The 23,506-nt window shown below is 74.0% G+C and carries 11 protein-coding genes; 2 read left to right on the top strand and 9 right to left on the bottom strand.

The window, feature by feature from the left end; translation table 11 throughout:
* From AC1DXT_RS16415 to AC1DXT_RS16390, 6 genes are all read right to left on the bottom strand, one after another.
* Complete coding sequence (locus AC1DXT_RS16415) at positions 1–4,101, bottom strand: hypothetical protein (RefSeq protein ID WP_477062374.1); 4,101 nt, start codon at positions 4,099–4,101, stop codon at positions 1–3.
* Positions 4,098–6,563 (bottom strand): hypothetical protein, encoded by a 2,466-nt coding sequence (locus AC1DXT_RS16410; protein WP_477062373.1) that lies wholly within the window; start codon positions 6,561–6,563, stop codon positions 4,098–4,100. The genes AC1DXT_RS16415 and AC1DXT_RS16410 overlap by 4 nt, the downstream gene beginning before the upstream one ends.
* Positions 6,564–6,662: 99 nt before the next feature.
* The gene (locus tag AC1DXT_RS16405) at positions 6,663–6,911 is read right to left on the bottom strand and encodes a hypothetical protein (RefSeq protein ID WP_477062372.1); all 249 of its coding nucleotides are present in this window, start codon (positions 6,909–6,911) and stop codon (positions 6,663–6,665) included.
* Complete coding sequence (locus AC1DXT_RS16400; RefSeq protein WP_477062371.1) at positions 6,908–10,351, bottom strand: DUF6603 domain-containing protein; 3,444 nt, start codon at positions 10,349–10,351, stop codon at positions 6,908–6,910. Before AC1DXT_RS16400 ends, AC1DXT_RS16405 begins: the two co-directional genes overlap by 4 nt.
* Positions 10,348–13,212, bottom strand: a complete 2,865-nt coding sequence (locus tag AC1DXT_RS16395; RefSeq protein ID WP_477062370.1) for a metallophosphoesterase family protein — start codon at positions 13,210–13,212, stop codon at positions 10,348–10,350. The genes AC1DXT_RS16400 and AC1DXT_RS16395 overlap by 4 nt, the downstream gene beginning before the upstream one ends.
* 91 nt (positions 13,213–13,303) lie before the next feature.
* Positions 13,304–13,687, bottom strand: coding sequence for a DUF4406 domain-containing protein (locus tag AC1DXT_RS16390; protein WP_477062369.1), 384 nt, complete (start codon positions 13,685–13,687; stop codon positions 13,304–13,306).
* A 46-nt stretch (positions 13,688–13,733) separates the two neighbouring features.
* On the opposite strand from AC1DXT_RS16390, the gene AC1DXT_RS16385 reads away from it, so the two are divergent.
* A complete protein-coding gene (locus AC1DXT_RS16385; protein WP_477062449.1) occupies positions 13,734–14,486 on the top strand; it encodes a DeoR/GlpR family DNA-binding transcription regulator in 753 nt (250 codons plus the stop codon).
* Here the strand turns inward: AC1DXT_RS16385 and AC1DXT_RS16380 are convergent.
* Positions 14,483–16,150, bottom strand: coding sequence for a copper resistance protein CopC (locus tag AC1DXT_RS16380; RefSeq protein ID WP_477062368.1), 1,668 nt, complete (start codon positions 16,148–16,150; stop codon positions 14,483–14,485). The two genes, AC1DXT_RS16385 and AC1DXT_RS16380, sit on opposite strands and share 4 nt — an antisense overlap.
* Positions 16,147–16,860 carry a YcnI family copper-binding membrane protein gene (locus AC1DXT_RS16375; protein WP_477062367.1) on the bottom strand — a complete coding sequence of 238 codons (714 nt, stop codon included), beginning with the start codon at positions 16,858–16,860 and terminating at the stop codon, positions 16,147–16,149. The genes AC1DXT_RS16380 and AC1DXT_RS16375 overlap by 4 nt, the downstream gene beginning before the upstream one ends.
* 197 nt (positions 16,861–17,057) lie before the next feature.
* On the opposite strand from AC1DXT_RS16375, the gene AC1DXT_RS16370 reads away from it, so the two are divergent.
* Positions 17,058–17,285, top strand: coding sequence for a tautomerase family protein (locus AC1DXT_RS16370; RefSeq protein WP_477062366.1), 228 nt, complete (start codon positions 17,058–17,060; stop codon positions 17,283–17,285).
* A 62-nt stretch (positions 17,286–17,347) separates the two neighbouring features.
* On the opposite strand, the gene AC1DXT_RS16365 is transcribed toward AC1DXT_RS16370, so the two are convergent.
* Positions 17,348–23,386, bottom strand: coding sequence for a LamG-like jellyroll fold domain-containing protein (locus tag AC1DXT_RS16365; protein ID WP_477062365.1), 6,039 nt, complete (start codon positions 23,384–23,386; stop codon positions 17,348–17,350).
* Between the last annotated feature and the right edge of the window lie 120 nt (positions 23,387–23,506).

The following is a 23,506-nucleotide window of genomic DNA, read 5'->3' as shown; positions in this document are numbered from 1 at the left end:
TCAGCCGCCCACCGGGGTGGTCAGGGCGTTCGGGTTGGTCGACACGGCGTCCCGGTCCGCGTTGAAGGCGAGCACGGTGGCCGGCAGGTACTGCCGGGCGGCCCCGAGCGCGCCCGGCGGGACGGCCCGCAGGTGCGCCTGCTCGAGGGTCTCGACGAGCACCTGGTTCAGGGTGCCCAGCGTCCACGGCTCGCCGACCACCGGTGGCACCGCCAGCAGGACGGCCTGCGGGGCCATGAGCTCCGGCGGGTCGTAGCGGAAGGCGACGCCCGTGGTCTCGGTCGCCGAGGGGATCACCTCGGTCCACTCGTCGACCAGGAGTCCGGCGAGCTCCCGACCCGGCACGACGAGCTCGACGCCGGACAGCGCGACGGAGACCGCGCCGTCCACGTAGTGATCGGCGGGCAGCGCGTTCCAGACGTCGCCCGGCCGGTGCGGCACCTGCGCGGCACCCAGCGAGACGACCGGTCCGCCGAGCGCCTCCGCCTCGCGCAGCGCGATCCCCAGCCGCGCGAGCGGCTCCCGCACCCGTTCCATCCGGGTCAGCCAGACCTCCACCGCCAGCGGGTCCCCGCCGAGCAGCGCCGGATCGTCCCGAGACGCCACGAGGTCGGCGGTCGTCGGGGCGACGAACCGCGGCAGCGCCACGAAGCCGGGCCCGAGCAGCGCCCGCAGCCGCAGCAGAGCGGCCTCCCAGGCGGGCGCGGACGACCTCGCCTGCACCGCGCCGGCCTCCACGAGCCGACCCTGCAGCTGGTCACGGGCTCGGGCGGCCGCCGCGGACCAACCGTCCACCGTGGTCTCGACGGGCACCGCGGCGTCGCCGACCCCGAACGCCCAGCTGGCAGCCACCGCGTCCCGCAGCCGCTGCGCGCCCTGGTCGGCGAGGGCGGCCTCGAGCATGTCCACCGCGCTCCGCACGGCCGCCAGCGCGGTGGCCGCCCGCTCCTCGAGCTCCGCCACGTCGACCCCGGGCTCCGCGTCCGCGTGCGGGGGTTGCAGCGCCCCACCGTCCATCGGCCGGACCGGGCCCAGCAGCGCGGACAGCGAGCGACCCACCTCCAGCAGGTCCAGGAGCGCCCGGTCCGGGACCAGAGCCGGGCGCAGCAGGTCGGCACCGGACGCCAGGGCCGCCCTGGCCGCCAGCTCGGTCCAGCCGTGCTCCCCCGCGCCGGCGATCCGGACCAGGTCTGCGGCCGCCATGCCCAGGTCCGGCAGCGGCACCGTGCGCACGAGGTCGCCGGAGGCGTCGCGCACCGCGACGGTCCGTCCGGTGGCCGCGCCGAGCATCCGGCCCAGCCATGCGTCGAGCCCCGGCTCGGCCGCGCTGCGTGGCGACTGCGCCGGTCCGGCCCACCCGGCCGTCGTCGCCGCGTCGGGGTCCAGGAGGACTCCCACCCGGTGCGTGACCCCGACCCCGGACCGCGGGGTCTGCACCACGTCCAGCGTGGAGGGCGGCACGAGCCCACGGTCGAAGTCGGTCACGGTGCTCACCGCGCGGTCCAGGTCGCCCAGCGCGAACTGGTGCACCTGCTCGGCCTGGAGCACGTCGGCGGTGGCGTCCACCGTGGCACCGAGCCGACGCAGGACCCCCTGAGCGGCCGTGCGGACCGCCTCGCTCGGGTCCCCGCCCACCAGGTGGTCGAGGGCGTGGTCCTCGCTGGCCGCCCAGAGCCGGTGCAGGCTCAGGCCGTCCAGGCGGCGGGCGGCGGGAGGCAGGTGCTCCTCACCGGGCAGGGGCGACACCTCGCGGGCGTTGTCGACGGCCTTGTCCAGGCCGTGCTCGTGCAGGTCGCGCTCCACCAGGTAGCCGAGCACGGTGCCGACCGTGCGTCCGGCCCGGACCCCGTCGAACACGGTCCTGGCCAGCCGCACGCGCTCGGACGTGAGGCTGATGGCGAAGGGGTCGTCCTCCCCTCCGCCGTTGGCCAGGTGCGCGTTCCGGAGCAGGGCGGCCACCTGCGCCTGGTGGAGCGACGGAGCGTGCAGGAACCCGGGGTCGTCGACCGCGGACAGCAGCTCGCCCGGCTCACCCCGCGGCGTCTCGGCGACGACGTCGGCGGTCGACGGTGCCAGCCGTTCCGCCCATCCGTAGCCGCCGACGAGGGCGCCCCGCTGCTCGTCCGCCCGCAGCTCGGCCAGCCGACGGCTCGCCAGCGACGTCACCCAGGCGTCGACCCGGTAGGCGGCCGCGTCCAGGGTCCCGAGCAGGTGCCGTTCCAGGTCGGCGGGGTCCGCTGCCGCGAGCACCTCGACCGCCGAGCGGAACGCGGTCAGGGCCGGCGTCCCGGCGGCGATGCGTTCACGCACGGTCCCCCCGTCCGGCAGTGGCGCGTCGCGCTGCGCCCGCCAGCCCGGCGTGGACTCGCCGAAGCCGTACAGCTCCGCGTCGGTCACGTCCGGGGCGTCGGGCGCGAGCAGGCGCGCCGCCGCCTCCGCGTGCTCGCGCAGCAGGCCGTGCCGGACGAGTCCCACCAGCAGGGACGTCGGCGCGTCGTCCCCGCCGGTCGCGAGCTGGTCGACGTCTGCCGCCAGCAGGTCGCGGAGCTCGCCGGCCCCGCCCACCAGCGGCACGGTGACCGGTGCGCTGTCCGGCTCGTGCACGCTCAGCGCAGCCGGGAGCAGACCGGCGCCGGCGGCCACGGCGAGGGGCAGCGACCGGTCCCTGGCGACCTCCCAGAACCCGGCGTCGGCGAGCCGGCGGCCGAGGAAGAGCTGGACGTGCTCAGCGAAGCGGGCACCGAACGCCCGGCGCAGCCGGACCCGGTCGGAGCGCGCGCCGAGCCGGAGCACGTCGACCAGGTCGGCCGCGACGTCGCCCCGGCCGATCCGTGGCGCCTGCCCCAGGGCCGGCCGCCAGGCGCCGTCCACCAGACCCACCAGCGCGCGCCGCAGGCGGTTCGCGCGCTCGTCACCCGTGTACCGACCGAGCGACGTCACGGGCAGCAGCCCGTACGGCTGGCGGCCCACCCGCAGCGTCGGCAGCGGCCCGCCCGGCCGGACGAACCGTCGCGCGTGGTCCCGCGCCCAGTCGGTGTCGTCGAGGGCGACCCCCGCGAGCTGCGGCAGCCAGTACCCCCAGGTGGACGGCCACAGCACGGTGCTCATGGCCTCGGCCAGCGTCTCGTCCGTGTCGCTCCCGCCCGGCAGCGCGGCGGGGTCGGAGAACCCGAGCGCGGTGGCGGTGCGCGCGCCGGAGCCCCCGGGCGTCGGCGCCCACGTCCCGGTGGCGGCGCTGGACCAGCCGGACGGCGCACCCTCGGCGTTGTTGGTCGGCGTCTCCGGGTCGAGGAACGCCAGCCCCTCGCTGTAGTGCTGGGCCTCGAGGAGCCGGCCGAGGTCGCCCGCGCTGTCCCCCGTCTCGCGCACGCCGGTGACCAGGAGCAGGTCCACCGGCTCGGTGACCGGCAGGCGCAGCGCCATGCCGACGTCCTCCGCGGTGGCGAAGTCGACGAGCCAGCTCATCGCCTGGTCGACGGCGGCCACCTCGTCGTCCTCGTCGTCGCCGTGCTCCTCGTGGACGAGCGGGACCGACAGGTCAGGGCCGACGGCGAGGTCGGCCGTGATCGGCCTGCCCGTGGCGACCGCGACCACTGCCCCCTGCGCGTAGGCGGTCGCGGTCCACCGGGTGGGCAGGAGGCGCGCCACCGGGGTGCTCCTCTGCTCGGTGGGCTGGAGGGAGGGGAAGGCCGGCTCCACCGACAGCGGCGCCCCGTCGGCGACGGCGGCATCGGGCCGGGCCTGCGGGTTGGTCGGTGTCGTGGCGCGCACCACCCAGGCCGCCCGCCCCGGACCCCACCTGTCCGCGAGCGCGGACCAGGCGCGCTGCGCCCGCTCACGATCGGTTCCCGTCCGCCACTGCGCGCGCCAGAACTCCTCCCCCGCCGCGATCTCCGCGGCGGACACGCGGGGGTCGTGGGCGTCGACGTGCAGCTGGTCGGGGTAGACCCGGACGAGGAGCGAGCCGTCGCGGAAGCGGGTCTCCAGCCGGATCGGGAGCAGGACCAGCGGGTGCCGCGACCCGGCCACCTGCTGGGCGAGCCTCGGGTCGGCGGCGAGGGCGTCGGCGGTGAGCGGAGCGAGGTCGAGCGGGTCCGTCATGGCGTCGGCCTCCGCAGGAGCACGGTCACGGGGATGGTGATCCGGGCGGGCAGCTGGCGCAGCCGCGCGGCCTGGCTCGCCGACGTCGCCTCGGTCACGGGCGCGTGGCTGACGCCGGCCGGCGCCTCCCCCACCTCGAAGCCGAAGCGTGGAGCACCGGGCTGCTCGGCGATCACGATCGACCAGTCGTCGGCGTCGGCGAGCGGGACGGCGAACCCGAAGAAGGTGATGTCGGGCTCCATGGCACCGCGGAAGACCGGCAGGAGCTGCTCGGCGGGCGGGCCGGGACGGACGGCGGACACGAGGGCGTCGGGGAAGCGCCTGATCAGCTCGCTGCGCAGGAGCAGGACGAACCTGTCCTCGGCGACCGTCGGCGCGCCCAGCGCCCGACCACCCCACGAGTCCAGTGGCGTGATGTCCGGCGGGGCGTCGGGCGCCACGGCCGCGTCCCAGAAGCGGTCGAAGAACGTGGCGGTCATCGGCGTCGGGTACTCGCGCCAGAGCAGCTCGCGGCCGAGCTCGTGGTTGAGCCCGACCAGGAACGCCTCGACGAACTCCCCGTTGGTGCGCAGGCCGAGGGCGGTGTTGGCCGGGACGCCGTCCAGCCCGGGCAGCAACCAGTGCTGACCGAGCTCGACGAGCGAGCGCGACATCGGCGCGTCGAACCGCGGCGCGAACCGCACCTGCGGCACCGGGCCGGCCGGCTCCTGCGGTACGGGCACCGCGAGCAGGCCGGACACCCGGGCGGAGAACGTGCGAGCGGGAGTGGTGAGTGCCAGGGCCTCGGCGAACATGGCCTCCACGGCCAGCGTGCCGAGCGGGCCGCGGTCGGGCGGGGCCGGTGCCAGGAACGCGGACAGGTGACGCGCCGCCGCGGTCCGGAAGGTCGCGGCCATCGGGTTGTCCCGGCGCGGCGGGTGCGGGTGCGGGTCCGGTTCCGTCGGGTCGACGGGGTCGGGCTCGGTGGGGTCGGTCGGGTCCGTCGGGTCTGTCGGGTCGAAGGGGTCGGTCGGTCGGCGGCGCGCGAGGGAAGGCCCGACACCCGGGACGAGGCCACCGTGGAGCACACCGCCGCCCAGCACCCCGCCACCGACCACTCCGCCGCCGAACGGTGGCAGCGGGTCCGGTCCGGGTGCGGGCGTCGGTGAGGGGCCGATCTCGAACCCCGGCCGCGGCGGCGCGCCCCCGACCGCGTCCGTGCTCACCTGCGCCCAGGACAGGTTCAGCGCGCCGCCCCCCGCCTCGAAGGTCAGCGGGCCGGCCGCCGGCGTGAGCTCGCGACCGATCATCTCGGTCGGCGCCATCCGCCCGAGGACGCCTCTCCCCGTCACCGGCGCCGCGGGGCCCACCCGCCGCACGGCCGGACCGCGGGGCCGGGTCACGCGCCTGACCACGGTGCTCAGCGCCTGGTCCGGCAGGCGGGCCTCGGCCCACTGCTGGGCGAAGCTGGTGCTCCCGGTCGCGGACGACCGCAGCAGCCGGGCTCGTAACGGAGCCAGCACGAACAGCCCGGACTCCGGCGGCAGCGGCGCCACGTGCCGCCGGTGGAGGCTGTCGGCAACCGCCAGGCCGAGCGCGGCCAGCCCGAACACCCGTTCCGCGGCGTGCAGGTCCGCCGCCTGGTCCCAGGCCGCCGCGACGAGCGTCTCCTGCTGCTGCTGGACCACGAGCGTGCCCAGCGCCGCCGCCACCCGGTGCGCCGGGTCGGTGTTGAGCTGCTCGTACCACCGTCCCGCCGCCGCAGGGTCCAGGGCCGCCGGGGCCGCGTACGCCGACCCGTACCGAGGCGGCGCGAGCAGCGGGTTGCCGGCCGGCACGTGGTCGGGCGCGTTCAGCACGTCGACCAGCGCCGCCGCGAACCGCCCCTCCATCGCCGGGTCCGACCACCGCTGGACGGGCGCATCGAGCGCCAGGAGCGCGCCCGCCAGCCGCACCTGGGCGTCCTCGGCACCGGCGATCCCGAGCCCCGAGGTCGACAGGTCCACCGCCCGGGTGCCGAAGCCGTCGGCGACGGGACGGCCGCGGATCGCCATCGCGAGGGACTGGAAGTCGCCGGCCGGACCGGTCGCGAACCGCCAGTGGTGCAGGACCGGCAGCTCCACGGACGCCATCCCCGGCGCGCGCCGCCACGCCGGCCCCTCGGCGGCGCCGGGGTCGTCGCCCAGTCCCGCCAGCCGGCCCGCCTCGAACGTGGGCACGACGCAGGCCAGGTACTCGGTCTGCTCGGTCAGCAGGCGCCCGCAGACCAGCCGGGACAGGCTGCGCCCCGGGTCGGCGGCGAGCGCGTCCGCCAGCGCCGCGTCGGTCAGCGCGACCTCGGTGGCCAGCTGTGCGTGGGCCCAGGCCCAGCTGTCGTCGAGGTCCGGCAGCTCCTCCTCCGGGTGGGCCGGGATCCCGATCTTCAGCACCGGTAGCGAGCCGCGGGCGGGTGGCGCGAGCTGGACGCCCGGCTGCTCGCGCACCACGACCAGGCACAGCCACGGCCGCAACCGGCCCGCCGACGCCGAGGCAGGGGTGAACAGCCAGGGCAGCGCCGGCTCGTCGAACTCGACGAGCGGCAGTTAGTTGGCCTCGAACGTGCGCGAACCCGGCGCCGGGTCCGTGCGGATCACCTGCTGCGACGGGAGCCCGGTGACGTCGCCCGGGCCCAGCAGCCGGACCTGCACGGTCGCCGGCCCGGCGCCGTTGACCTTCACCTCGGCGGTCGCGGAGGCCTGGCTGGCGGGGTGCCCGTCCCGCACGTCCGGCGGGAGGTCGAGCGGTCCACCCCGCCGCGCCCACGGGAGGAAGACCAGGTTCGGCTCGGTCATGGCGTCCTCACCAGCCCGGCGAGCCGCGGGGCGTCCGGCCGGTCCAGCCCGGCGTACCGCTCGGCGACGGCCGTGCGCGTCGCCGCACGCGCAGCCGCGGACAGCCGCAGGCCGGCGCGCAGGTGTCCGGGCTCCGCGGGTACGGGGTCGGGCAGCACGACGGGCACGCCGTCCGGCCCGACGACGATCTCGGTGTAGCGGAACGGCGCCGCCACGCCGCCCGTGGCGTCGGAGGCGTAGCGGTCGTTGCCGAAGCTCACGCCGGCCTCGCGGATCACCACGCCCGGCGCGGCCAGACGCTCGGCGTCGCTCATCTCGAAGAACTGGCTGTCGGGGAACTCGTCGCTCACGGGAGCGACGCCCGGGGTCGCGCCGCCGATCCGGGGCTCGGTGAGCGCGAAGCGGCGGGCGTCGCGCGGCACGAAGGCGCCGACGCGGTCGATCTCCCGCGTGGTGTTCAGGGGGACGAGCCCCTGCTGCACCACGAGTCGACCGAGGGGGTGCAGCAGAAGGCCGTCGGTGCGTGGCACGTTCCGCACGCCGGCCACCTGCGTCGCGGCCGCCGGCAGCTCCGTCCGCCAGCTGCCGGGGTCGCCGAGCCGGGCGAGGAGCTCGGTGACGACGTCGATGGTCTCGGTGACGACGGACCCGCTCCCGCCGATCAGGGTCTTGTCGAAGGAGACCGTGTAGTCCCACCAGAGGATGCCGAAGGTGGCTTTCCCGGCGACCCGCAGCGGGATCGGCCCCTCGAGCATGCCTCGGACGTCGACCTTGAACAGGTTCCGGGAACCGCGCTTGAGCTGGACGCCCGCCGCGAAGTCGGCGATGAAGTGCGGCGGCCAGAAGTTCACCAGCACGTCGAACCCGATGTACCCCTGGATGCTGAACCCGTACGCGGCGGCGTACAGGGACGCCTTCGCGCCGAACTGCAGGGTGTTCGTCGTGATCGCGAGGTAGGCCTCGATGACCAGCTTGGGGTTGTCGCCGGTGGTGAGCGCCACCGAGACCCGCGGCAGCACGGGGAAGTTCGCCGGCGGACTGAACCGAGGGTTGAACCCGCCCACCGCGAGCGCGAAGCCCTGGCCCCGCTCGCGACGGAACGCCGCCGCGCCGGTCAGCACGAAGCGACCGCACAGCGTCGAGTCGTACAGGACCGCGTCGAGGGCGGCGGCCCCGGTGTCGAAGTCGAACACCCCGACGACGTCGAGGTTGAGCCGGACGAGTGCGTTCTCCTCCTGCGGCAGCACCGACGACACCCGGCCCAGCACGAGCAGCCGGCTCGTCTCCGAGACCGAGTCGCGCTCCAGCATGAGCGCGAGGTCGGCCCGCAGCAGGGGGTGCGCACTGCCGAAGGTCAGCTTCACCAGGAGGCCGTAGATGTGCGTCCCGTCCTTCGGAGGGAAGAAGGTGCGCAGCGCGGCGACGAGCTCCGGGAGGTGCTTGACGGGGTCGGCGGGGAAGAGGATGTGCTTGAGCTGCCCGGACGGCAGCGCCGCGCGGACGGCGGCCACGTCGAGCGTCCGGTCCGCTGCGTAGAGCACACCCAGACCGTCGAGCGTGACCACGCCGGCCTGCCACCCGAGATGCTCGACCGTGCCGATGAGGAGGAGGGACGACAGCTCGTTGCCCTCGCGGTCCCGGGTCGACGCGAGCCCGATGCAGGTGATCGTGATCTGCTTGCCCACGCGCAGGACGAGCGCACCGACGTAGTCGCCGGTGGTCGGGTCGTGCTGGATGGTGCCGCCGCCGCTGACCGGTCCGGTCCGCAGGTCCAGGGCGATCCCCGTCGGCCGGGTCGCGTCCACGTGCGCGTCGATGACCCGCAGGTTGCGCTCGGCGGAGGGGGTCATCGTGTCCACCGCGGCGAACAGGCCCAGCCGGTCCACCCGGACGTACAGGGGGCCCAGCTGCGTGCTGAACGACACCAGCCCGCCGGCGGCCACCGCCCACCCGGTCTCCGGCGCCTCCGCCCGGCGCCCGGCCAGCCGCAGCACCACCTCGTGCACGTTGATGCCCAGCGTCCCGCCCCCGCCGAGCGGGAGGGTCTTCTCGATCGCCGGCGGACCCGCCGGACCCGAGGAGTCGAACGGCGGCTCGGGGCCGGTCGCGTCGACGGTCGAGGGGACGTGCACCTCGTGGATGAACCCGAGCGCGGCGTCGTACCCCAGCCCGAGGGAGAACACCTTCCGCATCGGCCGGCCACCGAGCAGCTTGCGCACGAAGCTGTCCTTGTCGGCCGAGTCGATCACCAGGGCGCAGTGGTCCAGCCGCAGGAGGATGCGCGCGCCGGAAGCGCTCAGCGTGAGCACCGCCGCCATCTCCCCGATCTCGAGCCGGGTCCCGGTGGATCGCGGCAGGGCGTAGCTGATCCCTGTCTCGTCGGGCGCGGCGCGGTAGCCCACCGAGACGGCCGAGCCGGCTGCGGTCGCGTTGGGCTGCACCCCGTCGCCGTCGATGAGCAGGGCGGCGCCGGCGTCGCTGCGGATGTCGACCCGGAACCTCCAGGTGGGGCCGTCGGTGGCCCCGGGGTTGAGCACCTCGTCCAGCGTGAGAGTGCCGCCGAGCGCGAGGAACAGCTGGTGCGGGCGTGCGGGGGTGCCCAGTCGCCGGGGCAGGTACATCCAGGTGACGCGCAGCTGCTCGGAGTCGGTGCCGCCGTCGCGCCGCAGCGCGAGCGAGACCATCCGGCCCGCCAGGACGTCCGCCGCCGTCGGGCGCGCCGGCGAGTCCACGTCGAGCGCGGCCGCGTCCCAGCCGACGATCACGTCGTCGAGCACGTTCAGGGCGTCCTCGTCCAGCGTCTGGTCGACGACGGCGATCGCCGCGACGATGCCGCGGATGAGCCCGTCGACGACGAGGAACGACGTGTCGCGCGCGGTGTTCAGGGTGCTCCCCTCGGCACCCGGCTGCGTGTCGTCCAGGTCGTCGAGGGTCCGCCCGGGGTTCCACACGAACGAGAAGATCGTGCCGAAGGCGTCGAGGAACCGGGTGTGGGCCTGCTCCCCCGGCGCCAGCGACCCGGTGAGCTCGGTCGTGATCGCCACCGCCTGCATGACCAGGAACAGCTTGGGCCAGCGGCGTCGGACGTAGGTGCTGCCCAGCAGGTCGAGCAGGCTGTTCACGAACGTGTCGCCGCGGCCCGCCCAGTCGGTGCCCTGCCACGACTCGACCTGGTCGATGACCGCCCCGAGGAGCAGGGCGAGGTTGCCGGCCGCCTCGATGTCCGCCTGCAGGTCCGTGTCCACCTGCGCCCGGTACTCCGTGATCGCGGCGAGCGGGGCCTCCGGCAGGACGAGGGCCTTGGTCGTCGCGTCCGGCGCGGCCCCGAGGTCGGTGAGCACCGCGCTGCGGACCTCGGGCCGGCCCAGGAGGTCGGCGGAGAAGGTGACGAAGTCGAGCACCTCGCCCGCGAGCTGGCGGAGCACCGAGCGCGCGCTCACGGTTCCGGCTCCGGGATCGGCACCCGGCTCAGCACCGACTCGCGCAGCTGCTCCGGCGGCGCCTCGGCCTGCGGACCCAGCGACGCCCGGTGCACCATGTACGGGCCGAGCACCGGCAGCTGGGTCTCGGGGTCGACGGCCGACGTGTGCACCTCGCCGACGGCCGTCACCGTGCCGTCCTGACCCGACTCGAACCGGCAGATCCCGAAGTTGGACCGGAACATCATCTGCCGGGTGTTCCGCATGCGGTCCAGGGCTGCCTGGTGCCGGCCCGCGACCGCCTGCATGGCCGGGAAGGCCGTGGCGGGGTCGGCGAGCTGGGCCTCGATCGTGGCGTCGTCCAACGGTGCGACCCGGATCGGCGCCGGGCGGTCGACGTCGGCGCGGTCGTCGAGCAGGGGGGTCACCCGCCAGCGCCACTCCGGGGGCTTCGCCGGGTTGAGCCGCGACGTGAGCTCGGGGTCCGGCTGCTCGCCGTCCTCGTTGTCGTCCAGCCAGCCGTGCGTCGCCAGAAGCACCGGGCTGCGGAGCAGCTTGGCCCGCGTCGTCGCCACCAGGTCCGCCTCGGTCCGGTCGCGAGGGAGCAGCACGAGGTCGGCGTCCGGGCGGGTCCAGCCGAGCCGCTCGACGCCGAGCCTCGCGCGCAGGAGCTCCTGCAGGAGCATCGCGCTGCGGTCGAGCGCCCGCAGGTAGACGGGCATGACGTTCTTGAACCCGCTGGAGGTGAACTGCGCGATGCGGGCCGGGCGCTCCTGCGCGCCCCGCCAGTAGCTCATGACGTTCGACGCCGCGTTGTGCACGTCGCCGGACAGGACCACCACCCGCTGGTGCTCCGCGAGCCTGGCCAGGAGGTGCTCGAACGTGATCGCGTCGAAGGCCCAGGTCTCCAGGGCGTCCGGGTTCGTCCCCGGCATCCGGCGGTTCCCGGCCACGGACGCCGGGTCGGTCAGGTCGCCGGCCGTGGCCAGGTCGAAGATCCGGTAGATCGCCCGGGCCACCACCTCGTCGATGACCGGCGGACCGATCACCTGGAGCGGTGCGATCACCACGAGCACCTCGCGCCCGGCGGGCAGCGGCGGTCGCGGGATCTGGTCCACGAGCGCCTCCGTCGACACGTTGCCCGGTGGGCCGATCTCCGCGACGTAGCTGCGCCGCGTCCGGTTGTCCAGGGCCACCACGACGTGCTGAGGACCGTCGACCGTGAAGTGCCAGGTGATCGGCGCGTCGACGGCGCCGAACCGGCCGTCCGGGAGCGGTGGGTTGTCGAGGTTGTGCCCGAACATCCGACCGACGGCGGCGAAGGCGTCCGCGTCCGGACCGGGCGTCGATGCCGGGAACAGCCGGGCCGCCTGGTCGAGCAGGTCGCCCGGCAGCTGACCCCCCAGCTCGGGATGGCTGGGCGTGGTGACCGGGTCGTACCGGCGCGGATCGTTGCCCCAGTCCTGGAAGAGGGCGTAGGCGAGCATCCCGTTGGTCAGGATCACCTGGCCGAGGGCGGACCCGAGCACCCGGTGCCGCCACATCGGGTTGAGGAAGAAGTCGTCGGTGACGTCGTGGTCGTCGATCATCATGTACGTCGGCACGTTCGCGAGAACGCGCTGCACCCGGCCGAGCCCGAGCAGGAGCTCGCGGTGCACGCGGTGGCTGCGCAGCCTCGACCGCCGCTCGCGGTCGGCCTCCTTCGCGCGGTCCTCGTCGGTCTTCTTCGCCTCCTTCGCGGCACGCCCGGCGAGCGTCGCTGCGTCGGCGTACAGGTGCTGCGGGACGCGCTCCGGCGGGACGTGCGTCGGCATCACGACGTCCTCGTCTGCACCGAGCGTGTCCAGCCAGCGCAGGGCGGTGCCCCCGCTCGTCGTGGCGCCGGGCACCTCCTCCCCCCAGCAGGCCGGCGACCAGACAAGGACGTAGGTGGCGGCGAACTCCCCGAGCGAGATCAGGTGGTTCCTGCCGTCGATGCTCGTCAGCTGGCCGCTGACGGTGGTCAGGCCCAGCCGCCCTTCGACGGTCGGCCCCGGGCGGCCGTCGTCGACCGGGAACTGCGGTGGCCCGGCCGGCAGGTCTCCCGCCGCGGCCGTCTCCTGCGGTGTCTCGGGGGTGTACGCCGCGGTCGGGTCGGCTTCGGTCGGCGTGCTCGCCGGCGGCCGCCGGAGGACCTGGCCTACCTTCACCCGCTCGACCGGCACCCCGCCGGCGGTGCCGATGAGCTCCACGCCGAGCTCGACGACGCGGAGCATCATGATCGGGTCCACGTCGTCGGCGTAGATCTGGTCACCGCCGAGGAACAGCTGGTGGATCCGCGCGCGCGGGTCGTCGACCCGTTCGCCCAGGTACTCGTCCATCCAGGCCAGCGCGTCTCCGTCGTCGTACCCCGGCCGGCGGCACGAGCCGTACGCGAGCCGCAGGTCGTCGAGGGTCGTCGGCGGGAGGGCGAAGCTCGGCAGCATCCGGTCGGCGTAGCCGAGGGGCCCCACGTCGACCCCGCTGACCGTGTGCGGGCCGAGCAGACCCAGCTCGGCCAGGTCGGTCCTGTTCTGGGTGCCTTCGATGGTGACGTTGTAGGAGTAGAGCCGATCGGACTGGAAGACCTTGCCGGAGGCGGGGGGCAGACGCGCGGTGACGAGTCCGAGGTGGAGCTGCTCGCCGATGCGCACCGTCGACTCGCCGGGATGAGGCGCAGGAGCGTTGGGGTCCGAGGGATCGCCGCTGCTCGCGAAGGGCGGGTTCGTGGTGTCGAAGGCGACCCGCCCCTCCCAGACGGTGAGCCTGACGGTCGCCGGTTCGCTGAGCATCACCTGGACCGCGACGAGTCCTGCGTCGACGCGACGCAGGACAGGACCCGCGAGGAGGAGCGGAAGCTGCATCAGTTCTCGCCTGCCCCACTGCTGAGGCGATACCGGACACATCGGACGCTAGACCCAGATCGCCCGCCGCGGCCAGGGTGGGTCGGCGCGGTCAGCTCTCCGGTTCGGCGACGAAGCCGGGGATGTCCTCGACGCGGCGGTAGACCGGCAGTCCGCGTTCGTGCGCGATCGCGACGTCCTGGTCCGCCCCCGTCGACTCACCGTCGACCCGCAGGACCGCGTCGCAGTGCTGGAGCAACCGCTCCGCCGTCGGGTACATCACGGAGTCCGCCAGCGGGCTCAGCGGGCCGTCGGCGCCCGCGCTGCTCAGCACCGGAAGCGCCACCCACTCCCCGATCATCGGGATGTGACCGGCGCGGAAGATCGGCCAGGCGGACTGCTCGAGGCGTCGGAGGTTCTGCTCCATCAGCGCGGGATCGTCGCCCGTCCCGGAGCGGTAGGGGCCGGCGATGAGGATCATGAGTGGCGTCGTCATGTGCGATAGTGTGCACGAGTCGGAACGAACAAGGGAAATCGTGCAGATGCTCGCCGCGCAGCGCAAGGAACTCCTGCTGGACCGGCTCCACGCCGACGGGCGGCTCGTGGCCAGGGACCTGGCGACCGAGCTGGACACCTCCGAGGACACGATCCGGCGGGACCTGCGCGAGCTCGCCGCCGCCGGACTGTGCCATCGCGTGTACGGCGGCGCCATCCCGGTCGCCCCCGCGGCTGCGAGCTACGCCCGCCGGCAGGAGCTCGCCACGAGCAGCAAGCAGCGCGTCGCGGCCGCCTGCCTCCAGCTGGTCGAACCGGGGAGCACCCTGATCCTGGACGGCGGCACCACGGCGCTCGAGGTCGCGCGCGCGCTGCCCCGCGACGACCAGCTCACCGTGATCACGCACAGCCCGACGATCGCCGTCGCGCTCGTCGACCACCCGGCCGAGGTGTTCGTCCTCGGCGGGCGGCTGTTCAAGCACTCCGTCGTGACGTCCGGCGCCGCCACGGCCGAGGCGGCGGCACTGATCAGCGCCGACCTGTTCCTCCTGGGCGTGACCGGCGTGCGGGCGGACACGGGCCTGACCACCGGCGACGCCGACGAGGCTGCGATGAAGCGCACCCTGGCGCGCCGGGCGTCGCAGACCTGGGTGATGGCGAGCGAGGAGAAGATCGGCGCGGCGTCCCCGTTCACGGTCCTCGGGCTCGACGAGGTCTCCGGGATCGTCAGCGACGCGGACCGGACGCACCCCGTCCTCACCGAGCTGGAGAGCGCCGGGGTCCGCGTGCTGCGCGCCTAGGACGAGGCGTCGACCCGGAACTCCACGGTCGTCACCGGGTTGTCGAACTCGCTCGTCCGCAACGAGACCTGGAGCCGCCAGGTGCCCGCGGACGGGAGCACGACCTCGGCGGTGTAGGTGCCGGGACCTGCGTTCGTGAGCGCGACGGGACCGAGGTCGACCTGGTCCGAGGAGAGTCGGGCCCTCGGCGCGCCGAACCCCTCGAAGGGCTCCCCCGCCGCGTCACGCATTTCGAGGGTGACGGCGTTGGGTCCGGCGGTCAGCGGTGCGAGACGCGCCTGCAGGTGGACGTCACCGAGCGTCGCCGTCTGGACGCCCTCCCTGGCCCGGTCCACGGCCGACGCCTCCACCTGCGGGCTCCGGTCGACCAGGAACCCGGTCACCGCCAGGGCCACGACGAGCACGGCAGCCTCGGCGCCCAGGGAACGCACGAGGAGGTCGGCCCCCGCTCGGCGGGTGCGGAGCCGGGTGCTGGCCCGCAGGGCGGGCACGAGCCGGTACCGGTTCCAGGCGGCGATCCCGACGGCGACCAGGGCCAGCGCCACCTTGGCCAGCAGGAGGCGGCCGTAGCCGGTGCTGACCAGCGCGTCCCAGGAGCCGACGATCCGCCATGCCAGGACGGAGCCGGCCGCCACCAGGGCGACGAGGACGCCGGCCGCGAGGGCGGAGAACCGGGCCAGGACGTGCGCCGCGACCTCGCCCCGGTCGGCGAGCTCACGGAGCGTGAGTGCGAGTCCCACCAGGCCGCCGAGCCAGATGCTCCCGGCGAGCAGGTGCAGCATGTCGGCGCCGACCACCAGCGCCTCGGGGGACGCGGCACGGGTGTGACCGGTGAAGGCCGGCGCGACGAGCGCGACCGCCGCGGCGACCAGCGCCACGAGACGTCGCGATCCGGTGAGGGCCCCGCGACTCAGGAACCCCACGCCCACAGCGGTGCCGAGCACGACCGCGGCGGTCACGACGTACTCGGTCGTCGGCACGCCGGCCCACGTGCTGGTCCGCGCCAACGAGCCCGCACCGCCGCCCACCTGGTACAGGACCGTGAGCGGCAGCCCCAGGAGCCAGGCCACCACCGTGGCCACGGCTGCGCCTCGAGCGACGGAGACCAGCCGGGAACGCACCTGGCCCGTGAGCTCACCGGCGGGCACGACGAGGAGGGCGAACGCGACGAGGCCCGTCGACAGCAGCAGCCCGCCGTAGCCGACCCAGCGGGCCAGGCTCAGCGCGACGGGTGCGCGGGTGCTGGCGCTCGAGGTGCTCGGCGGGAGCGCCACCTCTTTGCTGGGAGCGCCGACCGAGAAGGTGAGCGACCCGCTGACGGGGTGCCCGTCCTCCGACACCACCCGCCAGACGACCACCAGCGTCCCGGGCGCCGCCTGCTCGGTCAGGGTGACCGCCAGCTCCGTGCCGGAGACCGCTGCGGACGACGCCACCGGAGCACCCTCCGCGTCGAACACCCGGACACCGTCCGGCACGCCCGCGACCGCCTCGTCGAACGTGAACCGGATCCGCTCCGGCGCCGCGTCGAGGACGGCACCCTCGGCCGGGTCGGAGCCAATCAGGGTCGAGTGCGCGCACGCAGGACCGGCCGAGCCCAGGAGCAGCCCGGCGACCGCGACGAGGAGCAGCAGCAGCGCTCGCGCGGGCGAGCGGCGTCCGATCATGCGCGCCGACGCTGGAGCACGAGTGCCGTCCCGCCCATCACGGCGCCGACCAGGCCGACCACCAGCGCCCCGACCGTCCACGCGTCGACGCCGTCCGCCTTGTCCTCGACCGCGGCGCCGCCGTCGGCAGCGAGGCTGGTGTCGATCACCGCGGGCGCGCCGTGGCCGTCGCCCGGTGGTGCGGTGAGGACGAACGACGGGGCCGGAAGCTCGAGCGCCTCCCCGTCCTGCCCCTCCGCCGGCACCTCGATCCAGGCGGCCTCGCCCTGCTCGCACGTCTGGATGGTCGGGAAGACCAGGGTCTCGCCCTCGAGGTCGGGCAGCAGGAGCGACAGCTCGAGGACGTCGCGGTAGCCCTCGGGGAGCGGGCTGTCGGTCCGGTAGGTCACGGAGGCGACGCGTTCGGTGATCTGACGGCCGTGGCTGTCGGTGACCGACGGGTCGAGCTGCTCCAGGTTCTTCTCCACCTCCCACAGGGCGTGGCGGGTCGGGGTGACCGAGACGATCTCGTCCGGGAGCTGGATGGTGATCCCCGTGGTCGACGATCCCTGGCACCCGTGCGGGACGCCCACCTCGAGCACCGCGTAGGCGCCGGCCGCGGTGGTGGAGGGGGTGATGGTCACGTGCGCCTGGGCCGGCGCGGCGACACCCACCAGCACGAGCGTGACCGCGGCGCCGACGACGCCCGTCCGCGCCACGAGTCGCTTCATGGACCGGTCCTCACCTCGACACTGAGCCCGGCTGTCGCCGGTGACGCCGCCACTGAAGCAGCCCGCAGAATCTCTGTCAAGGATGTGAACCTGCTACACACTGTTGAACCGATCTGAGCCCACGCCTAGGATGGCGTTCATATGAGCGAACCATGGTCGCGCATGTGGACCACGCTCCCGAAGAGAGGGAACTGCCAATGCCGAACATCACCGTCGAGCTGCTCCGGGGCCGGACGCTCGAGCAGCGCCGAGCCTTCGCGCAGGCCGTGGCCGACAGCGCCGTCGACATCCTCGGCGCGCGCCGACAGGACGTCCGCATGGTCTTCAACGAGATCACTCCCGACATCGTCGCCAACGGTGGCGTCCTGGCGAGCGAGGACGACAGCCGCGCGGGTGTGGTGGCCGCGCTGGACGACAGGGTCTGAGCAGACCCCTCGGACGAGGCGGGCCCGGAGGAACATCCTCCGGGCCCGCCTCGTCTGTCGGGCTAGCGCTTCACCTTGATGGTGAGGTCCTTCTTCACCGTCTCGGCCAGGGTGCTCCCGCGGTAGGTGACCGTGACCTTGAGGTCGCCGACCTTGGTCGCCCTGGCCAGCTCGACAGCCACCTCGCCGCCGCTGAGCGTGTCGACGACGGTGCTGCCGCCGCCGACCGCGACCGCCACCGTGCCGGTCACCGGAACCCCGTCAGGTGCGGACAGGATCACCCGCACCAGAGGGCGCGCACCGACCTTCACCTCGCTGGGCGCCTGCACCGCGAGCGTCGGGGTGGCCTTCTTGACCGTCACCTTCACGGTCGTCGCCGACGCCTTGTGCTTCGGGTCACCGGCGTACTCCAGCGTGAGCTGGTGCGTCCCCGGTGCCAGCGAGGTCGCCGGCAGCGGGATCGTCGCCTTCCCCGCCGACAGGGTGCCCGACCCGAGGACGCGGGAGCCGAGACGCACCGTGACCTCGCCCGTGGCCGTGGCCGGGGTGACCGTCGCGGAGACGGTGCCCGCCGTGCCGTAGGTGAACGTCGCCGCCGACCCCGTGATCTTGGTGGTCGCCGGTGGCGTCGGGTTGGCGACCGTGATGGTGAGGGTCTTCACCACCCGCTCGGCCAGGCTGCTCCCCCGGTAGGTCACCGTGAGGTCCAGCACGCCGACCTCGGTCGCGGTGGCCAGCTCGAGGACGACCTTGCCGTCCTTGAGCGTGCCGGAGACCGTGTTGTAGCCGGCGACGTCGATCCTGACCGAGCCGGTCACGGGGACGCCGTCCGGTGCCGAGAGCACCACCGTCACGCTCGGGCGTGTCCCCGGCGCCACCTCGCTCGGCGCCGTCACCACCATCGTCGGCGTGACCTTCTGCACCGTCACCGCGACGGTCCCCGTCGACGGCGCGTGCGTGGGGTCACCGGCGTACTCCAGCGTGAGCTGGTGCGTGCCGGGGACCAGCGACGTCGCCGCCAGCGGGATCGTGACCGTCCCCGCCGACAGCTCGCCCGACCCGAAGGTGCGGGTGCCGAGGAGCAGCGAGACGGTTCCGGTGGCCGTCGTCGGGGTGACGGTCGCGACGACCGACCCCGCCGTGCCGTACGTGAACGTCGCCGCCGAACCCGCGACCGTGGTGGCCACAGGTCCCGGATCCACGTCCTCCTCCACCGTGAGGGTCACCGTCACCGGCGCCGAGTCGAGCGACCCGTCGTTCGCCGTGTACGTGAAGGTGTCCGTCCCGAAGAAGTCGGCCTGGGGGGTGTAGGTGAACGACCCCTGTGCCGCGAGCACGACCGTGCCGTGAGCCGGCTGGGTGGCGTTGGTCGCCGTGAGCGGGCTGCCTTCGGCGTCCGTGTCGTTGGCCAGGACGCCCGGAGCCGCGACCGTGAGGGGATCGCCCTCGGAGGTCGTGAAGGAGTCGGCGACCCCGACCGGTGCGGCGTTCGGGGGCGGCGGTCCCTCGAACAGGTCGTCGATCTGCTCCTCGGTCAGCGCGTAGCCGAACAGCTGGAGCTCGTCGACCAGACCGTCGAACCGGCCGTCCGGCCAGCTGGTGCCGCCGACCAGGTTGGCGGTCGTGCTGCCGGCCACCCCGACGTCACCCATGTCGAGCGTGAAGTCGGTGCGGGTGCCCTTCAGCACCCCGTCGAAGTAGATCCTGCCGGTGGTGCCGCTGTGCGTGTAGACCACGTGCGTCCACTGGTTCAGCGGCAGGTCGTTGCCTGCCCCCAACGTCAACCGCTCCTGGTTGGCGGCGCCGGCCTTCTTGAAGGTCGCGGCGAACCCGGTGGCACCGGCGGCGTTGGTGTTCGACTGCAGCAGGAAGAACGTGTCCGTGCTGCTGCCGATCTGCAGGAGCGGCACCCACGCCGGCAGGACGTCCGGGCGTGCCCAGACGGACACGCTGAACTCGTCGTCCATGCCGTCCTGGACGTTGTCCGGGAGCCTGGCCTGGTTGCCCGTGGCCGAGCCTCCGCCGGGCAGCGACAGCGCGGGGCCGAACCTGCCCTCCGCCGCCCAGCCCGCGGCGCCCTGGAGGGTCGCCGACCCGATCGACTGGTCCAGGCCGGTGTTGGCGGCCGTGGGGCCGGTCCCCTCGTCGAAGGTGTACCGGATGGGCACACCCGATCCCGGGGGTGGCCCCTGGACCGTGTGCGCGATCGTCGCGGTCGAGTCACGCCAGCCGTCGGCTGCCGCGAACCGGACCTCCACCTGGTGGTCGCCCCGGCGCAGGGTGAGCTCGGGGAACGTGGCCGTCCCGGCCGCCAGGGTCACCGGCGACCCGACGGCGGTCCCGTCGACCCACAGCGCGACCGTGCCGCCGGCGGGCTGGCCGTCCTCGCCCTCGACCTCGGCCGTGAACGCCACCGGCTCCGCGAACGGCGACGGGGAGGCCGGGCCGGCCGTGACCGTCGTCGTGGTACGCAGCGCGGTGCCGTCGTCGTACAGGGCCGACACGTCGTCCGCGGACAGCGTGGACGTGTACAGGCGCACGTCGTCCATCAGTCCGTCGTACGCCGGGTCGGGGTACCCGTTGCGGCCCAGCCAGTTGTTCGACGTGGGCCCGACGTCGGCCATGTCGATGGTGAGGTCGGCCCGGCTCGCGACCGCCACACCGTTCAGGTACAGCGTGCCGGTCGAACCCTCGCGGGTGAACGCCACGTGGTTCCACGTGCCCGCGACCACGTCCTTCACCGGGGTGGCGTAGACGCGTTCCTGCAGGGCGCTGCCCTTCGCCTTGAACGTGGCGGCCAGCCCGGTGCCCCCGGCCGCCTGCGTCTGCATCTGGATCTGGAAGAAGCTGCCCGCGCCCTCCAGCCCGTCACCGAGGTGGAACAGGCCGATCCAGTTCGCCTTGGTGTCCGGCCGCACCCAGAACGAGGTGGAGAAGTTCTCCGCGCCCTGCAGCAGGTTGTCCGGCAGGTCCACGGCGTTGGCGTTCGAGCCGCCCGAGAGGTCGAGCGCCCCTCCCAGAGCCCCGTTCGGCGACCATCCGGTGGTGCCGGTCAGGGTCGCTGCCCCGACCGACGAGTCGGTGCCGGTGTTGGCCGCCGACGTGCCCTGGCCCTCCTCGAACTCGTAGTGGACCGGCACGTCCCCGACGCCCGGGTCCACGGCGATGACGACGAGGTCGTCGATCACCAGACCGGCGCCGGCTCCCGTGAGGCTCAGCGTCTCGGCGCGCGCCGAGGCCGTGAACGTCCCGACGTAGGTGCCGAACGTGATGGCCCTGCTGCTCTGGGAGGGCATGTCGGTCGTGGCCGTGAGCGTGGTGCTCAGGCTCCCGACCGTCAGCGTCGCCGTCCCGGGGCCCGACCCTGCCGACCGGCTGTCGCGTGCGTACCGCAGCGAGATCCGGTACTCGCTGTCGGGCTCGAGACCCGTGAGCGTCCGCTCGAGGCTTCCCGAGCCGCCCAGCGCCAGGTGGTAGCCGGTGAGGCCGAGGCCACCCTGGCCGGGTGCGGTGCCGCGCACGAGCTGGACCTGGTTGCCGACGGTCCAAGGCGTCATGCGGCCGTTGCCCGGGGCCACGTCGACGACCGCGGCGGGGTTGCCGCCGCGCCAGTCGGTGGGCAGGCGCGGGTACTCGAACTGGTCGACGACCTGCGGGGTCCGCTTGTCCATCGCGACCTCGGGGTCGATGTCCACGATCGAGGCGACCGACGGGGTGCCGTCCGCGTCGAACACGAAGAGCATGTACGCGCCGGGAGGGGCGTACGTGCCGTCCTGCGGAGCGGTGATGGTGACCTCGCCCGACCCGGGGACCTGGCTGAACTGCAGGTCCTGGAAGTTCTGGTCGTTGTTGAAGCCGTGGGTGACCGAGCCGTTGCGGACCAGGGTCACGCGGGAGACGTCACCGGACGCCGTGATCCCGAAGGTCCCGTCGTAGCCGATGGCCTCGGGCGCGTCGGTGATCTCCGGCCGCTGGGCCAGCGCCTCGCCGTCGAACAGGTAGGCCGGGGAGTAGTACTCCACGTCCGTGTAGTTGCGCGGCCCGGGAGCCCCGCCACCGCCGACCATCACGCGACCGTCGGGCAGGAGAAGCGCCGCGGAGTGGTACAGCCGGGCGTGCTCGTACGGTGACTCGACGGTGGTCCAGGTCCCCGTCTCGGGGTCCCAGATCTCGGCGTTCGTGACGTATCCGCCGTTCCCGTTGTTCTCGCGGCTGCCGCCGGTGACGAGCACGTCGCCGTCGGGCATGACCGTCGAGGTCGCCCAGTGGCGCTGGTACTCCATCGGCGCGGTCGGCGCGATGACCGGGTTGGCCGTGCCACCCGTGATGTCGACCGTGAAGCCGGCGCGCGCGCCGTCCGGGCCGCCACCGTTGCCCCACCAGCCGCCGCCGACCTGCAGGATCTTGCCGGGCCGGTACATCGTGGCCGTCGAGGTCGCACCGACCGGGTTGCCGTCGGCGCCCTGGTTGGCGATGCCGGCCGGCAGGGTGCCGCGCAGCGTGAGCTCGCCCTCGCCGGCGTTGCCCTGCGGGTCCAGCTCGAACATCTGGGTGCCGCTGATGTTGAACAGGGTGCCGCTGCCGGGGGTCACGAACGCCCGCGGGTACCACCACCGGTTCTCGTCCGCGCCGGCGTGGTCGGCACCGCCGTCGCCGTAGGCCACCGGGCTGGTGGCACCGTCGAGGGTCTTCCAGCCGCTGCCCTCGTCCGGGGTGTAGATCTCCGGGGTGAGCACGCCGGGTCCGCCCGGTCCGCCGCGGAGGCTGCCGCCCTGCACCACGATGTCGCCGTTCGGCATCGTCGTGCCGGTCGGGTACCACCGCGGGAAGTTCATGGGCGCCTCGTTCTGCAGCCCGTTGTTGGTGGTGTAGCTGGTGACCCCGATGGCGGCGTCGTTGGGCGCGTTGCCGCCCAGGCCGTCGTCACCGCCGACCGTCATCGTCGAGTGGTCGTGCGGGTTCTGCACCTGCATGGAGCAGAACAGGTCGGTGTAGGTGGTGTTCGGCAGGATGCCGCTGCGCAGGTTCGCCAGCGTGCGCTCCTGCGCTGGGTCCCAGACGTCGACCTCCATCTGCCCGCCCTGCGTGATCGAGCTGTCGCCGGTCCAGTCGTAGGGCGTGGTGTCGGTGCCCCAACCGCCGACGCTGCCGAACGACTGGACCGTGCCGTCGGAGGTGAGGGCCATGTTGATGGGCATCAGCGGCCACGGCGTGACGCCGCTCCAGGCGCCGTTGACCTCCTTGGACGGGGACGAGCAGTCGGCCTGCACCAGACCGGACGCGTAGGCCAGGCCGTTGCGCATCTGCGTGCGGATGACGGGTTCGGCGTACGCCGTGCCCTCGTGCCCCATGGCCGAGTACCAGGACCGACCGCTGTCGATCTCCTGGCACCACGTGATCGGGTGCTCGGTGCCCTGACGTCCGCCGCCGTACGACGCCTCGTCGGCCAGCAGCAGGGTGCGCACGTAGGGGGCGGGGTTGACCGTCCAGTCGTACCACTCGTCGCTGCGGGTGAAGCTCGTGGGGAGGCCGGCCGTCAGCGGGTGCTCGACGTCGCGCACGACCACGCGCCCGGGGCGGACGGCGGGGTTCTCCGGGTGGCCCTCCGACATGGCGCCGACGAGGCGGGCGTAGAAGGGGTTTACGTCGTGCTCGCTCTGCCCGACGGACCAGCCGGTGTAGTGCAGACCCATGAAGCCGCCGCCGCCGCGGATGTAGCTCTCGAGCGCGGCGCGCTGGGCCGCGTCGAAGAGCACCCCACCGGTCTGGGCGAACACCATCGCGTCGACGGTGGCCAGGTTCGCCGTGGTGAACGCCGCGGGGTCGTCGGTCTCCTGGATCTCGAGCGTCTTGCCGTACTCGGTGGACAGCTCGGTCGCGAGGTCGCGCACGGCCTGGCGGGCCTGGACGTGCGAGGCGTGGAAGTTGGCCTTGTAGAACAGGAGGACCCGGAGGGTCTCGTCGTCGCCGGGGGCCGCGGAGGCCGGGGCGGCCATCGCCGGGAGGCCGACCGCCAGCGCGGCGGCCAGCGCGACGAACCGCAGGACCGAACGTCGGGCACGTGCGGTCCGCACGTGGGCTGATCTGCGTAGCAGGTTCATCTGGGATCCCTCTGTCGTGGGCTCGGAACAGCGCGACGACGGATCCGACGGTGCACACCGGCGGGCCGCGTCATTTGGACCGTAGTGGCGCGGATTGCACATGTGCAAGAACCTGATCCT

This window comes from Cellulomonas sp. P1_G12_2, assembly GCF_056405535.1.
This window is presented reverse-complemented; position numbering and strand designations above follow the sequence as displayed.